We start from the raw sequence: 14,567 nt of genomic DNA, 5'->3' as shown, positions 1-14,567 counted from the left end.
AGATCGGAACGGTCATGACAGCCGGCTTCGTAACGGGTAGTTACCACACTGGCAACGCTGACTTGCAGCGCAGCTGGACTGACCCCAAACGCTTTCTATGGCTCCTCGGCGCTGCGGTCCCATGCCTGGTGATGCTGTCCTGGCTGGCCGTGACGTTGACGGGGTTCGGCGGGTTCTGGTGGCTCGGAGCGCTTCTCACGTTCGTTGTGATCCCGCTGCTCGACCACATCGTCGGGACCGACCGCAGTACCGCACCCGATGACGTCTACATCGACCTCGACAACGATCCCTGGTATCGCTGGGCGACGTACCTTTACCTGCCCAACCAGTACCTGTCACTGATCTTCGCGTGCTGGTTGTGGAGCGGTGGCGGCTGGGTTGTCCTGTCGTCGATCGACCGCGCCGGCCTGCTGGTGACGGTGGGGATCGTGGGCGGCATCGGGATCAACGCCGCTCACGAGTTGGGTCACAGAAACGCCCGCCTCGAACGGCGGCTGAGCAAGATCGCCCTCGCCCAGACGGGCTACGGCCACTTCTTCGTCGAACACAATCGCGGTCACCACGTACGCGTCGCGACACCGGAGGATCCCGCCAGTTCCCTTATGGGCCAAAGCCTCTACCGCTTCATCCCACGCTCGGTGACCGGTGGGCTTCGATCCGCATGGGCGTTGGAGGCACGACGATTCACGCGTCGCGGCGAGACACCGTGGACATCGAGAAACAATGTGCTCAACGCGTGGCTGGTGAGTGTCGCGCTGTTCGGCGGGCTCGCCGTATGGTTCGGGCCGGTCGTCCTTCCGATGCTCATCGGCCAGGCGATGGTCGGCATCTGCCTGCTCGAATCGGTCAACTATCTCGAGCACTACGGACTGCGTCGCGAACTCCTGGCCACCGGTCGCTACGAACGGGTCTCCGCCCGGCACAGCTGGAACAGCAACACCCTGGTCGCCAACGTGTTCCTCTACCACCTCCAACGCCACTCCGACCATCACACCAATCCCCAACGGCGCTACCAATCCCTGCGCAGTCTCGACGAGGCGCCGCACCTGCCGTATGGATACGGCACCATGTTCGTGCTGTCACTGGTTCCTCCGCTGTGGCGCAAAGTCATGGATCCTCGGGTGGTTGAACACTATTCGGGGCGAATCGAATTGGCGGCGCTCGACCCGCGGCGCCGCGCGCACCTCATCCGCAGACACCAGATGCGTGCTGCATGACTGTCATGTCGCGCAGGCGGTTTCTCGGTACCAGCACGGCGGCCGCCCTGGGTGCGTGCGGCGCGGGCTGGTGGATGCACCGACATGCCGAGCGATCCGAACCACGCGCGCGCTACCCCGCGATCGTGATCGGAAGTGGTTATGGCGGAGGCGTGTCCGCACTTCGCCTGGCAGAAGCCGGTATCGAGACTCTGGTGCTGGAGAAGGGCCGGCTGTGGGACGCACCTGACACCGACGGCAAACGGTTCACCAAGATGTTGCCCGCTGACACCCGGGCAGGCTGGTTCAGTGCCGTTCCCCCCAGCCTGGTCACGTCGTTCCAGGGATTCTCGATCGACGCTGTCGCGCGCAATTCGCCGTCGCCGCAGCCAGTTCAAGCCGGCATCTGCGACAAGACGACACATGGCACCCACCATGTGTTTCGGGGTATCGGGGTCGGCGGGGGGTCTCTGATCAACGCCGCTGTGGCCGCCGTGCCCACCGCGCGGCAGATCGCCGAATGCTTCCCCGACATCGCGGCCGACGAGTTCCTGGGGACTTACATCGAGCGCGCCAAGCGCACGCTGCGCATCAGCTACCGGGATATGGGCTGGTTCGAACGGACACCGTGGTTTCAATTCGCCCGGGTAGGCCGCGAATATGCCTCCGCGGCAGGCTATCCGGTCGACTACAACGGCAGTGCGTACTCGTTCGATTACATGTTGGCCGAAGAGGCCGGAGAAGTCGAAAGATCGGCGCTGGCGTTCGAGCAGCAGTTCGGCAACAACTACGGGCGGACGGGCAGCGTCGACCAGACATACATCGCGTCCGCCCTGGCCACCGGGAAGGTCACGTTACGGCCGCTGACGGAAGTGACGGCCGTACACCGGGAGGGCCGCCAGTACGTGGTGGCCACCCGATCGATCGACCGATGGGGCAACGAGACGGGCCGTGAAGAAATCGGTTGCGACCGGCTGTTTCTGAGCGCCGGCGTGTTGGGCACCAACCAGATCCTGTTGCGCGCCAGGGAGACCGGGGCACTGCCCGATCTGAACGACGCCGTGGGATCCGGCTACGGCAACAACGGTGACGTGATGGTGGCACACTGGCTCAAGAACAGTGACCCCGCCGGAACTCAGCAGTCACTGCTCGGCCTGATCAACCTCGATGGTCGGGCCGACACCGAAAACCCCGTGTATGCCACCATGTTTTCCCTTCCGTTGCCGGTCGAGACCTTCATGCTGGGCTACTACGTCATGGTCAAGACCGGTGATCGCGCCGACATCACCTATGACCGGGCGTCGGATTCGATCGCTATCGACTGGCCTGCCCTCTACAACGACCACCTGATCGAGCGGACCCGGACCGTCTTCGACAAGCTGACACGGGTCAACGGGGTGGAGTATCGCGATGACATCTTCTCCGGGGAGATCTTCGCACCCAACACCGTTCATCCGCTGGGTGGTTGCGTGCGCGGTGAGGTCACCGATGCGTTCGGGCGCGTCAAAGGGTACGACAACCTCTACGTCAACGATGCATCGCTGATACCCGGCTACCTCGGATGCAATCCGTTCATGTCCATCACGGCGTTGGCCGAACGCAACATCGAGGCCGTGCTGCAGGGCCGCCGCTAGGCGACCGTGTGCACGGGAGGGCATGGCCAGGCGGTGGGCTTGTCCGCTCCAGGCGGTGAGCTCGTCCGCTCCAGGCGGTGAGCCCGTCCGCTCCAGGCGGCGTTCACACCAGCCACATTCGTCACCGCGCGGCGAGCACGGTGTGTGCTGCCCGCCTGTTTGCGACAGAGTCGCGGAAATCGCCACATAGGCACCGCAGATATCAGCTGCCTCAGGTCAGCCAATCCCGTGCGTCAGTCTGGCACCATCAGATCGGTTCTGCCCCACTGGTTGTGCGCCCGCGCTGCGAGCGACACTGTCGCCAATAGCCGGGCACGGCAAATTTCGGTGCGGATGTGGCTGCCGCTGCTGCCGGGGGCGGTGAGGTTCGCCCGCGTGGTACGGCAGTGAAACAAGTTGCTGCTGAGGCTGTTTCCGCGACTTTGTCGCAAACAGCCGGGCAACACGTCCATAGTTTCCGCGCAGGGACTGGTGTGACAGGTGTGACTGCACACCTACGCACGCCCGACGGCTACACCACTGCACACTAAAGCGCCCGGACTGCGACCGGGCGGGCTACACCACTGCCCGCAGCGCCTCCGCGAACTGCTCGAGCTCATCGACGCCGGTATCGACATGCGGGGAGATCCGCAGCACCGGTTTGGTCATCTCGAAGGGCGCCCGCACCACATCGCACGCCGTGGTGACGATGCCGTGTTCGGCGATCAGCCGTGCCCGCACGGTCGTCGGGTCAGCTCCGTCAACGGGTTCGAGCGTCGTGATGGCCGTGGGCTCATCGACCGATTCCACGACGCGCCATCCGGGCGTGTCGGCGAGCACCTGCCGGGACAGGCCGCCCACCTCGGCCAGCCGGGCGCGCACGTGCTCTGGGCCGGCCGCCAGATGCTCCCCGATCGCGACCGAAAACCCGATCCGGGCAGCGGCATTCGACTCGACTCCGTCCAGCATTTGCACGGCCGGGATGCCCAAGCCCCAGGACGGCGGTGGCACCCGAGGCTGTAGCCGCTGGGCCAGCTCGTCGGCCAGCGCGAGCACACCCACCCCGCGCGGACCCGCCAACCATTTGCGCGACGATGAATACATCGCGGTAACACCGACATTGCAGTCGAGATGGCCGAGCGCCTGCGCGGCATCCACCACCAACGGGATACCCGCCGCCCGGCACACCTCGGCGAACTCGGCCAGCGGCTGGGCCACCCCGCGATGGCTGGCCAGTGCGGTCAGGTGGGCGATCGCGGGCGGGTCGGCGGCGAGTTGACGGGCCGCCGCGTCGACATCCAACCGCCCGGCCCCGTCGACGGCCAACGCTCGCACCTCAAACCCGTTGGCCGCCATCACCGCAAGGTTCGGACCATATTCACCGACCAGACACGCAACCGTGCGCTCCCCCGGCCAACTGCTCAGCAGCAGATCCAGGGCGTTGCCCGACCCGGACGTGTAGATGACGTTGGCCGAAGGCAGCCCTGTCAACGCCGCAACCGCGGCCCGGCCCGCGTCGAGCGCCGGCGCCGCCGCATCGAGCGCGACGTACCCGCCGACCTCTGCCTCATGACGGGCATGCGTGGCCGCGGCGTCGATCGCCGCGAAGCTCTGCCGCGAACAGGCGCCGCTGTCGAAATGCAGCCCTGCCACCTTCGGGCGGGCGTCCCGCCACTGCTGCGCGACGCTCATTTGACAGCCAGCGACATGCCGAAGTCACCGGCTTGGTCGGTCCACCAATGTGTTTGTCGCAGACCGGCTTTCCCCAGCTCCGCCGTCACACCCTGCTGCCGGAACTTGCACGACACCTCGGTCAGCATCTCCTCGCCGGCAGCGAAAGCCACGTCGAGGTCAAGCGCCGTCACCCGCACCCGCTGCGCACTGCGGGCCCGCAGCCACATCTCGATGCGCTCCTCGCCCGAGTTCCACCGGGCCACATGCTCGAAGGCCGCCAGGTCGAAGTCCGCGCCCAATTCGCGGTTCACCACGGCCAGCACGTTGCGGTTGAATTCGGCGGTGACTCCGGCACTGTCGTCGTAGGCGCGGATCAGGCGCGCGGTGTCCTTCACCAGGTCCGTGCCCAGCAGCAGGCTGTCCCCGGGCTGCAGGGTATCGGCCAGCGTGCCCAGGAACTCCGCGCGGGGGCCGGGCGTCAGATTGCCGATGGTCGATCCCAGGAAGACCACCAGCCGCCGGCCCACCTGCGGGATCTTGCCGAGATGCTCCTCGAAATCGCCACACACCGCGTCGATTTCGATGCCCGGATACTCACGGCCGATGGCCCGGCCCGCGGCGCGAAGCACCCCGGCGTCGACGTCGAACGGGATGAACCGGGTGAGCACACCCGCATCGCGCATCGCGTCGAGCAGCATCCTGGTCTTCTCCGAGGTGCCGCTGCCCAACTCCACCAGCGTGTCCGCACCGGCGGCCGCGGCGATCTCCGCGGAGCGCTCGCGCAGGATCTGCGCTTCGGTGCGCGTCGGGTAGTACTCCGGCAACCGGGTGATCTGGTCGAACAGATCGCTGCCCACGGCGTCGTAGAACCATTTGGGCGGCAAAGTCTTCGGCGTCTGGGTGAGCCCGGCGCGGACATCGTGGCGTAAGGCGTCCGCGGCGGAGTCGGCGGCCAGGTAGTTCGACAGCGAGAGCGTCATGCCGGTCCTTTCAGAGGTGTCAGCTCGACGTGCGAGTCATGTACGTGGACCAGGTGGCGGTCCGGGACGTCGTGCCATTGCGGATCGTCGTCGTACGGTTCACTGGCCAGCACCACGCCGTCGGGCAGCCTCAGTATCGACAGCGTGTCGCCCCACGTGGTGGCGAGCATGCGAGAACCGTTGGCGGCCAGGATGTTCAGCCGGGCGTTGGGGTCGCGCTCGCCGACCTCGGCGACCGTCTCGCCCAGCGCGTCCAGCCCCCGGTCGAAGATCAGCGCTGCGAGCACCGCGCTGTCGACCGTGGATTCGGCGTCTGCGGTCACCGGCAGCACCGCCCGGTCGACCACGCCGTTGTGCGACAGCAGCCACCGTCCGTCGGTGAACGGGGCGCACGCCGATGGTTCGATGGGCATGCCGACGGTGGCCGAGCGCACCGCCGCGACAACGCAACCGCTGCGCAGCGCCGGCGCCACCGATGCGAACGAGGCCTCGCCCCACAGCGGTTTGTCGCTGCGCCAGCGCCGGGCCACCCCGTCATCGAAAAAGCCCGCACCCCAACCGTCGGCGTTGACCAGTCCGTGCTTCTGCCGCCTGGGTGCGTAGGACTGCACCAGCAGCCCCTGCGGCGGGTCGAGCATGAGCGCGGCCACCGACCGGGGCGCCCCGAGCCAACCCAGGTGCCGACACATCAGCCGGCGTCCCAGGCGAGCCGGACGCCGGAGAAGATCTGTCTGCGGATCGGGTGGTCCCAGTTGCGGAAACTGGGCCGCAGGATGCCCGCGGCCACCGCCCACGATCCGCCGCGCAGCACCCGGTAGTCGCCGTCGAAGAACGGCTGGGTGTAGCGCTCGTAGATCATCGGGGTGAAGCCGGGCCACGGTCGCAGCGGGGAGCTGGTCCACTCCCACACATCGCCGAGGAGCTGTTCGACACCATAGGCCGAGGCTCCCGCGGGATACGCGCCGACAGGCGCCGGACGCAGCGCATCACCGCCCAGATTGACCAGCGGCGAGGTGGGTTCCGAAGCGCCCCAAGGGAACCGGCGCCGTGAACCGGTCGACGGGTCCCACGCACAGGCCTTCTCCCACTCGATCTCGGTGGGCAGCCGGGCACCGGCCCACGCCGCGTAGGCCTGCGCCTCGAAGAACGTGACGTGCTGGACGGGTTCGTCAGCGGGGATCGCCTCGACATGGCCGAACCGGGTGCGGGTGCCGTCAGCGTTCCAGAAGGCAGGCGCGACGAGGCCCGCCTGCTGCCGATGCGCCCAACCGCGCTCGGACCACCAGCGCGACTGCTGATAACCGCCATCGTCGATGAACTCGCGCCACTCGGCGTTGGTGACCGGCACCCGGCCGATCCGGAACGCCGGCACGTCCACCACGTGCGCAGGCCGCTCGTTGTCCAGCGAGTGTGGTTCGTTGAGCTCGTCGACCCCGAGCGTGAACGGCCCGCCGGGGATCAGTACCGAGCTGCCCGCAATCCCTGGCCTGCCGGCAGGCAATACGCTGCCGGCATCCAGCAGTGGCGGCCCCACGCGCAGGTTCAGTGCCTGCAGCATAGTTTCGTCGTGCTGGTTCTCGTGGCTGATCACCAGTCCGAAGTTGAACGCCGACGCATCGTCGGGCAATGCGTCGAGCGCATCGAATGCCTTGGCCCGCACCGTGGCGCAATACGCCCGGGCATCGGTGGGCGGCAGCAGCGGCAGCTCGACGCGGCTGGCACGGGAATGCTCGAAAGCGTCGTAGAGCTGTTCCACCGCGGGCGCCAACATTCCGGACCGATCCGGGTTGCCGTCGCGCAGCAGCCACAACTCCTCCTGCTGTCCGATGTGCGCCAGGTCCCAGACGAGCGGGCTCATCAGCGGGTCGTACTGGCGGTGCAGTTCGGCATCGTCGAAATCGACCAACCGCAGTGTGCGCTCGCGGGCCCGCGTCAGCTCCTGCGCCAGTGTCTCGCGTGTGATCAAGACTCACCTTTCGCCAGTTGGCTCACCGCCGAGGCGATTCCGTAACGCACGGCACGGTCGGCGAAATCGTCGGCCGGAGAGCGTCCCTGTTCGACCGAACGCATCAGGTGCCGCATCGATTCCGCGAGTTCGGCCGGAGCCCGTTCCGCCGCGGCCCGCACGCAGGTGACCGCAGCCGCATGCAGCCTGCGATCGGCCAGACCCATCCGGGCCGCCCGGTCCCATGCCGTGGCCACCGGCGCGGTCGCCTCCGCGGCGATCGCGGCAGCCTCCGGATCGTCGAGCAGCGTGGTGAGCATGAACACCGCAGCGGGCCACAGCCCGTCGGGAAGGCTGTCGAGGTACCTGATCTCCAGCCACCGCCGCGGTCGCACGGGCGGGAACAGGGTCGTGAGGTGATAGTCGAGATCGGCGGAGGTGGGGCGCCGGCCGCCGAGCACGGCACGGCCGTCGGCCCAGTCCGCGAATGGCACCCAGTTGACGACGGGCACCGCATCATCGGAGGTGTTCACCAGCATCACCGGCGCCCGCAACGCATACCGCGCCCAGTCGTCGGCCGGATCGGTTCCGTCAGCACCGAGGATGGGCCCGCACCGCGCCGAATCGAGCTCACCCCACACCCATTGCCGGGTGGAGCGCCAGCCGGTGAACTCACCGCCCAGCAGCGGCGAATTCGCGGTGACGGCGATCATCGTCGGCCCCAGCGCATGTGCCAGCCGCACCCGGTCACCCCAGCCGGCGCGAGGACCTGCGTCGAGGTTGACCTGCACGGACGCGGTCGAGGTCATCATCGCCGCGCCCGCCGCGCCGGTACCGCTCGCGGCGAAGAAGCGCTCCATGGCCTGATAGCGCGCACCGGGATTCACCCGCTGAGGCGGGCGCAACGGGTCGGTACCCAACAGCACCAAGCCGAGGCCGCGGCGGGCGAAGGCCGCGCGCAGTGTCGCCCGGTCGGCGATCAACCCGGTGATGGCGGCGAGCGGGCCGTCGCCCGGTGGCCCCGAGAGTTCGACCGCGCCGCCGGGTTCGACGGTGATCCGGCTGCCTCCTGGCAGGTCGGGAACCGTCGCGATGGCGGCGGTCAACTCATCCCAGTCGGGACGGCGCATCGGATCGGTCAGGTCGTAACAGTGGGCTTCGATCTCGAGCCCAACCTTGCCGACTGCACCGTCGTGCAGGCAGTGCGCATCGATATGAGCAGCGGCCTGCTCGGCGCTGCCGAATTCGATGAGCGGTTGGGGGCCGGGATCGGCCCTGATGGGTACTGCCATGGCAACAACCCCTCCCGGTCCTCTACCGGTGTCGGACCGTCTGGTTCTCTCCATCTTCCAGACAGCACCGACAAAGTCGGCCTGTGCGCGGGTTACGCGTTTGTGACGGCTAACCCAACTTCATCCTGCAGTTATTGCCCGAGCGAGTTCTGCATGGCGCCGGCCAGCACGTTGACGGCCGGGCCACCGTTGCCGGACTGACACACCTTCGCCTGCAGCAGCACGTTTTCCCGTTTCCGGGTGGTCGTGAAACATCGCCGGTCGGTGCCCGCTTCCTGTTTCACCCAGTCCGCGTCGGTCGCGCCGGCCGGCCCGCCGGTAAAAGTCCACACCTGCGTCACGAAGTTGTCCAGGTGCATCGCGCTGGTCAACCCGGAACATCCCTGGGTGCGGTCCACCACCCGGTGGAACGCCCGGTCTGCGGCGTCTGCGGTGGCGAACACCCCGACCGCCTGTTTGACGTAGTGGCTGTCGTCGTTGGCCGAGGTCTGCGTCGTCGCGCTGTTGAACGACGCCAGATCCGGATCGTTGTACACCTCGGGCAGGCCGATGTCGGCCCAGTTGTTGCACACCGGATCGTCGACCCCGAATGCCTGGTACGGAACCGTCGAGTCAGACGCCCACGTCATCGGAGCGCCGACGATGTTGCCGACCGAACCCTTCGGCAGGACGGCATACGACACCACCCCCGGATCCGACGGGCGGGCGCCCGCCGGTGCCGCCAAGGCCAACGCGAGACCGGCCACCCCGAAACCCACAGTCAGAGCGCGCATTCAATTGATCATGCCATTCAGTACAGCGTGCGAGTGCAGTAGGTGCGGGCCGGTGACGGGTAGCGCCAGGCGTATTCGCCGCTCGCCTTCGGGCAGCTGGACGCGTCCTGCACGTCGTCGAGTCGCTGGGTGACCTGCACGAGTACGCCGTTGCCGCGGGAGGTGCAGTCGGCCAGGCCCATGACGCCTGCGGGCACGCCCAGTTCATAGCAGTGATAGGTCACCAGATTGGGCACCAGGCACAGCCGGGCTGTCGACGGATCGGCCAATTTGGCGGGCAGATGCTGATATTCGTCGCTGGGGCAGGCGCCCGTGGCATCGGCGACCGCCCCGACTGTGTAGCTGGGGTCAGCACTGCAGGCCACCTTGGCGGCGCGGGTGACATCGGGGGCCGACGGGGTGCCCGCCGGGAAGCTGACGCAGTCGCCGACGGCGAAGAGCATGGCCGCGTTGCGTTCGGATTGCCCGCTGCCACAGCCGACGGCACCCGCCAGGACGGCGATCAGCACGGCAACCAGTATCCGATTGCGCGTCATGGTTAGGCAGAATCTCACGATTCCCGGCGACACGCCTACAAAATCAGACGTCCCGGCCACCTGATGTGGTAGCCGGGACGCCCGGTGGGCTGCAGATGTGGTCTATGCGGTGTTGCGGTCGGCCTGGCAGTCAGGACAGACGCCCCAGAACACCACCTCGGCTTCGTCGATGGTGAAACCGTCGACATCCGCGGGCTCGAGGCAGGGCGCGGGCCCGACGACACATTCGACGTCGGCCACCCGGCCGCAGACCCGGCACACGAGGTGGTGGTGGTTGTCGCCGGCCCTGGTCTCGTAGCGGGCCGATGAGCCTGCCGGTTCGATCCGACGGACCAGGCCTGTCGTGACGCAGGCCCGGAGCACGTCGTAGACGGCCTGGGTCGAGACCGATCCGAGTGATTGGCGAACTCGGGTCGCGAGGTCGTCGGCCGTCGCGTGCGGCTGGTCGGCGAGCGCTTCCAGGACCGCGACCCTCGGGGCGGTGACACGAAGCCCCACGGCCCGCAAGCGGGCCCTGGGGTCGTCGTCATGCACCGGAGTCACCGCTCCAGTATGCGCCTTGTCTGGAGTCGGTCAAAAAGAGCTCCGCGGGTCAGCGGGACGGCGTGGTCGTCGGGGCACCCGGCTGCCCACCCGGGCCTGCCGGGCCTCCCGGACCGAAAGCGGGTCCACCCGGGCCGCCGGGGCCACCCTGACCGCCCTGCCGTTCAGGGCCGCCGCCCTGGCCCCACCCACCGTGGTGGTGGAACATCATCCCGGGCCGTTCCCAGCCGCCTCCGCCGTGGCGATGATGTCCGCCGCCCGAGTGGGCGCCGAGGAAGAACCCGGTGCCGAACACGACCAGGGTGATGAAGACGATGCCCGCGACGATGCCGACCCAGGCCAGCGCCTGGAACAGTCGATTGGGCCTGCGGTCTTCGACGACGGCGGGTGCAGGCGCAGGCTCGGCGAGCGGCTCGGCCGTGGTGACCGGGCCGGTGGGTTCGGAAGATGTATCAGTCATGTAAGCCAGCTTGCGAGCGTCATCCAAGTGCCGATCATGAATTGGCTATGTATTACCTGTGTATGCTCACCAGGGCTTTATCGGGTTTACAGCGTACTGAATCACGCGGTAGGGCGTCGCGCCACCGCCGGGCGTGGTGTTCCACTGGCTGACGAACACCCGCACCTCGTCGAGGGTCGATCCCGGGGAGATGTAGCCGCCGTACGGCTGCGCCAGCTGGTTGTCCTCGGGCGGCGGCAACGTCTCGGCGGGATCCGGCCAGTCGACGCCCCGGCCCACCACAACGGTGGTCACCGGCGCCGTCCCGAGACCGGTGGGGTCGTAGGCGACCCGGATCTCCATGTTGCCGGTGCTGGCATTGAAATACGACAGGACGGGCTTGCCGTCGATCTGCTTGATGCTCATCTCGCCGACCTTGTCCGACCACAACGGCGTCGGCGGCTTGCCCCAGCCCCCTTTGGCAGACCAGCCCTGCCAGCCGGCGCGGTCGGTGAACGTCTGCGGCGTGCTTCGGTAGAGGAACACCTGCCCGCTGCGGTCGAAGTTGTTGGCGACGATGTAGACCCAGCCGCTCTGCGATTCGGCCGTCGGGACAGGGTCGTAATAGCCGCTGATCTGCGACTGCCCGCCGCCTTGATAGCTCGCGGGCCGCTGCGAACCCGGGATGGTCTGCCAATTGCCCCGCGAGGCGTCGGCTTTCACCAACCGCGAGTTCTGCGGGCGCAGGTTCGCCGTGGTGCTCACCATCAGGTAGTTGTCCCGGTTGATCGAGACCACACCCGCGGGCAATTGCGAGCTGCCCGGCGGTGTCTTGTCGGCCAGCAACGGGCTTCCCACCACGGCTCCCGTCACGCCGTCGTAGCGGACGCCGGCAGGGTCGTCGACCGAATCCGGGTCGACATGCAGCGCGATCGGTGCGTGCCAGCTGCCGAAGCCCACGGCCTGCCCGGCGAAGCTGTCACCACACACCTGCAGCAGACGGGCCGGGAACTCCATGAACTCGCACAGGTCGGTCGCGCCGATTCCGTAATCCCCTGTGGGAGTACCCGTTCCGGCCGCCGGCGCAATCCGCAGCACCTGTCCGGGAGCCAGCGGCGCCAGCACCGTACCGGGCGCGGGCGACGGTGGGTCGGCGTAGGCCCAGGGCACCTGCCACAGCGACACGACAACCGTCGTCGCCGCGGCCGCGAACCTCAGGGCGGCGGACACGCCGCGCTCAGAGCTCGGCGGCCAGCAGCTCGGCGATCTGAATCGTGTTCAGCGCCGCACCTTTTCGCAGGTTGTCACCCGAGACGAACAGAGCGAGACCGCGCCCGTCGGGCACACCGGGATCCTGGCGGATACGGCCCACCAGCGACTCGTCGACACCGGCGGCGGCCAGCGGCGTCGGTACGTCGACCAGCTTCACCCCCGGAGCGTCGGCAAGCAGTTCCTTGGCACGCTCGACCGAGAGCGGTTGGGCGAACTCGGCATTGATCGACAACGAGTGTCCGGTGAAAACCGGCACCCGCACGCAGGTGCCCGACACCAGCAGCTCGGGGATACCCAGGATCTTGCGACTCTCGTAGCGCAGCTTCTGATCCTCGTCGGTCTCCCCCGAGCCGTCGTCGACCAGCGAGCCCGCCAGCGGGACCACGTTGAAGGCAATCGGCGCAACGTATTTCACCGGCGCGGGGTATTCGAGTGCAGATCCGTTGTGCACCAGCGCCTCTGCGCCGTCGACCACCGCGCGGGTCTGGGTGGCGAGTTCCTCGACACCGGCCAGGCCACTGCCCGACACCGCCTGGTAGCTGGACACGATCAGCCGGGTCAGGCCCGCTTCTTCATGCAGCACCTTGAGCACCGGCATCGCGGCCATGGTGGTGCAGTTCGGGTTGGCGATGATGCCTTTCGGCCTGGCCCCCGCGTCGCGCGAGAAGTTGACCTCGGAGACCACCAGCGGCACCTCGGGGTCCTTGCGCCACGCCGAGGAGTTGTCGACGACAACCGCGCCGGCCGCGGCGAACCGCGGGGCCTGCACGCGCGACATCGTCGCTCCCGCGGAGAACAGGGCGATGTCCAGACCCGAGGGGTCGGCGGTCTCGCTGTTCTCGACCTCGATCTCCTGGCCCCGGAACGCCAGCTTCCTGCCCTCTGAGCGGGCCGAGGCGAAGAACCGCACCGAGTCGGCAGGAAAGTTGCGCTCCTCGAGGAGGGCGCGCATGACCTGCCCGACCTGGCCGGTCGCGCCGACTACACCGATGTTGACCATGTTGCTTACCGCCCTGTCCCGCCGTAGACCACAGCCTCGTCGTCGGTGCCGAGGCCGAACGCCTCGTGCAGGGCGGCGACGGCCTTGTCGAGCTCAGTGTCCTTGACCAGCACCGAGATTCGGATCTCCGAGGTGGAGATCAGGTCGATGTTGACGCCGACCTCGGCCAGCGCCTCACAGAACGTGGCGGTGACGCCGGGGTGGCTGCGCATGCCCGCGCCGACCAGCGACACCTTGCCGATGTGATCGTCGTAGAGCACCTGGCTGAACCCGATCTCGTCCTTGAGCGCGGTCAGCTTCTCCACCGCACCGGGGCCGTTGTCCCGGGCACAGGTGAAGGTGATGTCGGTCTTGCCGTCCTCGATCTTGGAGATGTTCTGCAGCACCATGTCGATGTTCACGTCGGCGTCGGAGACGGCGCGGAAGACCTTGGCGGCGTAGCCCGGTACGTCGGGCAGCCCGACCACCGTGACCTTCGCCTCGCTGCGGTCGTGGGCTACTCCGGTCAGGATGGCGTCTTCCATGGGGATGTCCTCGATCGATCCTTTGACGATGGTGCCCGGCTTGTCGGAGTACGACGAGCGGACATGGATGGGCACGTTGTAACGACGCGCGTATTCGACACAACGCAGCATGAGCACCTTCGCGCCGCAGGCTGCCATCTCGAGCATCTCCTCGAAGGAGACGGTGTCGAGGTGCCGGGCGTTGGGCACGATGCGCGGGTCGGCGGTGAAGATGCCGTCGACGTCGGTGTAGATCTCGCAGACGTCGGCATGCAGTGCGGCGGCCAGCGCGACGGCGGTGGTGTCCGAGCCGCCGCGGCCGAGCGTGGTGACGTCCTTGCTGTCCTGGCTGACGCCCTGGAACCCGGCGACCAGCACGATCTGTCCCTCGTCCAGCGCGTCGCGCAGCCGGCCGGGGGTGACGTCGATGATCTTGGCGTTGCCGTGGGTACCGGTGGTGATCACCCCGGCCTGGGAGCCGGTGAACGAACGGGCCTGCGCACCCAGGGACTCGATGGCCATCGCAACCAACGCGTTGGAGATGCGCTCACCCGCGGTGAGCAGCATGTCCATCTCGCGGGGCGGCGGCGCGGGCGAGACCTGGCGGGCCAGGTCCAGCAAATCGTCGGTGGTGTCGCCCATCGCGGAGACGACCACGACGACGTCGTTGCCGGCCTTCCTGGTCTCCACGATGCGCTCGGCGACGCGACGGATTCGCTCGGCATCCGATACCGAGGATCCGCCGTATTTCTGTACGACGAGCGCCACTGTCTGTCCTTAGAGAATGCGGGAATGAGTCGC

General features: G+C 67.7%; 14 protein-coding genes. 2 read left to right on the top strand and 12 right to left on the bottom strand.

Annotated elements, in window-relative coordinates:
- Positions 1-14 precede the first annotated feature (14 nt).
- Both BTO20_RS03120 and BTO20_RS03115 read left to right on the top strand, forming a co-directional pair.
- Positions 15-1,217, top strand: coding sequence for an alkane 1-monooxygenase (locus BTO20_RS03120; protein WP_087073297.1), 1,203 nt, complete (start codon positions 15-17; stop codon positions 1,215-1,217).
- A complete protein-coding gene (locus tag BTO20_RS03115; protein ID WP_087073295.1) occupies positions 1,214-2,830 on the top strand; it encodes a GMC oxidoreductase in 1,617 nt (538 codons plus the stop codon). The genes BTO20_RS03120 and BTO20_RS03115 overlap by 4 nt, the downstream gene beginning before the upstream one ends.
- Positions 2,831-3,385: 555 nt before the next feature.
- On the opposite strand, the gene egtE is transcribed toward BTO20_RS03115, so the two are convergent.
- From egtE to BTO20_RS03055, 12 genes are all read right to left on the bottom strand, one after another.
- A complete protein-coding gene (gene egtE, locus BTO20_RS03110; protein WP_087073293.1) occupies positions 3,386-4,501 on the bottom strand; it encodes an ergothioneine biosynthesis PLP-dependent enzyme EgtE in 1,116 nt (371 codons plus the stop codon).
- Positions 4,498-5,463, bottom strand: coding sequence for an L-histidine N(alpha)-methyltransferase (gene egtD / locus BTO20_RS03105; RefSeq protein ID WP_087073291.1), 966 nt, complete (start codon positions 5,461-5,463; stop codon positions 4,498-4,500). Before egtD ends, egtE begins: the two co-directional genes overlap by 4 nt.
- Positions 5,460-6,152 carry an ergothioneine biosynthesis protein EgtC gene (egtC, locus tag BTO20_RS03100; protein WP_087073289.1) on the bottom strand — a complete coding sequence of 231 codons (693 nt, stop codon included), beginning with the start codon at positions 6,150-6,152 and terminating at the stop codon, positions 5,460-5,462. Before egtC ends, egtD begins: the two co-directional genes overlap by 4 nt.
- Entirely contained in the window at positions 6,152-7,429 is a 1,278-nt protein-coding gene (egtB, locus tag BTO20_RS03095) for an ergothioneine biosynthesis protein EgtB (protein WP_087073287.1), read from the bottom strand. Before egtB ends, egtC begins: the two co-directional genes overlap by 1 nt.
- Positions 7,426-8,700, bottom strand: a complete 1,275-nt coding sequence (gene egtA / locus BTO20_RS03090; RefSeq protein WP_087073284.1) for an ergothioneine biosynthesis glutamate--cysteine ligase EgtA — start codon at positions 8,698-8,700, stop codon at positions 7,426-7,428. Before egtA ends, egtB begins: the two co-directional genes overlap by 4 nt.
- Before the next feature lie 131 nt (positions 8,701-8,831).
- Entirely contained in the window at positions 8,832-9,473 is a 642-nt protein-coding gene (locus tag BTO20_RS03085) for a sensor domain-containing protein (RefSeq protein WP_087073281.1), read from the bottom strand.
- Between the two features lie 17 nt (positions 9,474-9,490).
- Positions 9,491-10,009 (bottom strand): LppU/SCO3897 family protein, encoded by a 519-nt coding sequence (locus BTO20_RS03080; protein WP_087073279.1) that lies wholly within the window; start codon positions 10,007-10,009, stop codon positions 9,491-9,493.
- 102 nt (positions 10,010-10,111) lie between these two features.
- Positions 10,112-10,552 (bottom strand): Fur family transcriptional regulator, encoded by a 441-nt coding sequence (locus tag BTO20_RS03075; RefSeq protein WP_087073277.1) that lies wholly within the window; start codon positions 10,550-10,552, stop codon positions 10,112-10,114.
- Between the two features lie 49 nt (positions 10,553-10,601).
- The gene (locus tag BTO20_RS03070) at positions 10,602-11,012 is read right to left on the bottom strand and encodes a hypothetical protein (protein WP_087073275.1); all 411 of its coding nucleotides are present in this window, start codon (positions 11,010-11,012) and stop codon (positions 10,602-10,604) included.
- A 66-nt stretch (positions 11,013-11,078) separates the two neighbouring features.
- Positions 11,079-12,209: a DUF4185 domain-containing protein gene (locus BTO20_RS03065; protein ID WP_232491188.1), complete on the bottom strand. Its 1,131-nt coding sequence runs from the start codon at positions 12,207-12,209 to the stop codon at positions 11,079-11,081.
- A gap of 19 nt (positions 12,210-12,228) precedes the next feature.
- Positions 12,229-13,263: an aspartate-semialdehyde dehydrogenase gene (locus tag BTO20_RS03060; RefSeq protein WP_087073270.1), complete on the bottom strand. Its 1,035-nt coding sequence runs from the start codon at positions 13,261-13,263 to the stop codon at positions 12,229-12,231.
- A 5-nt stretch (positions 13,264-13,268) separates the two neighbouring features.
- Positions 13,269-14,534, bottom strand: a complete 1,266-nt coding sequence (locus BTO20_RS03055) for an aspartate kinase (RefSeq protein ID WP_087073268.1) — start codon at positions 14,532-14,534, stop codon at positions 13,269-13,271.
- Between the last annotated feature and the right edge of the window lie 33 nt (positions 14,535-14,567).

The sequence above is a fragment of the Mycobacterium dioxanotrophicus genome (assembly GCF_002157835.1).
GTDB lineage: Bacteria > Actinomycetota > Actinomycetes > Mycobacteriales > Mycobacteriaceae > Mycobacterium > Mycobacterium dioxanotrophicus.
The sequence above is the reverse complement of the archived record's forward strand: the minus strand, read 5'-3'. Positions and strand labels throughout refer to the sequence as shown.

Coding starts and splice junctions, on each gene's coding strand:
- BTO20_RS03120 (WP_087073297.1), top strand. CDS start 15: ATGACAGCCGGCTTCGTAACGGGTAGTTACCACACTGGCAACGCTGAC.
- BTO20_RS03115 (WP_087073295.1), top strand. CDS start 1,214: ATGACTGTCATGTCGCGCAGGCGGTTTCTCGGTACCAGCACGGCGGCC.
- egtE (WP_087073293.1), bottom strand. CDS start 4,501: ATGAGCGTCGCGCAGCAGTGGCGGGACGCCCGCCCGAAGGTGGCAGGG.
- egtD (WP_087073291.1), bottom strand. CDS start 5,463: ATGACGCTCTCGCTGTCGAACTACCTGGCCGCCGACTCCGCCGCGGAC.
- egtC (WP_087073289.1), bottom strand. CDS start 6,152: ATGTGTCGGCACCTGGGTTGGCTCGGGGCGCCCCGGTCGGTGGCCGCG.
- egtA (WP_087073284.1), bottom strand. CDS start 8,700: ATGGCAGTACCCATCAGGGCCGATCCCGGCCCCCAACCGCTCATCGAA.
- BTO20_RS03085 (WP_087073281.1), bottom strand. CDS start 9,473: ATGCGCGCTCTGACTGTGGGTTTCGGGGTGGCCGGTCTCGCGTTGGCC.
- BTO20_RS03080 (WP_087073279.1), bottom strand. CDS start 10,009: ATGACGCGCAATCGGATACTGGTTGCCGTGCTGATCGCCGTCCTGGCG.
- BTO20_RS03070 (WP_087073275.1), bottom strand. CDS start 11,012: ATGACTGATACATCTTCCGAACCCACCGGCCCGGTCACCACGGCCGAG.
- BTO20_RS03060 (WP_087073270.1), bottom strand. CDS start 13,263: ATGGTCAACATCGGTGTAGTCGGCGCGACCGGCCAGGTCGGGCAGGTC.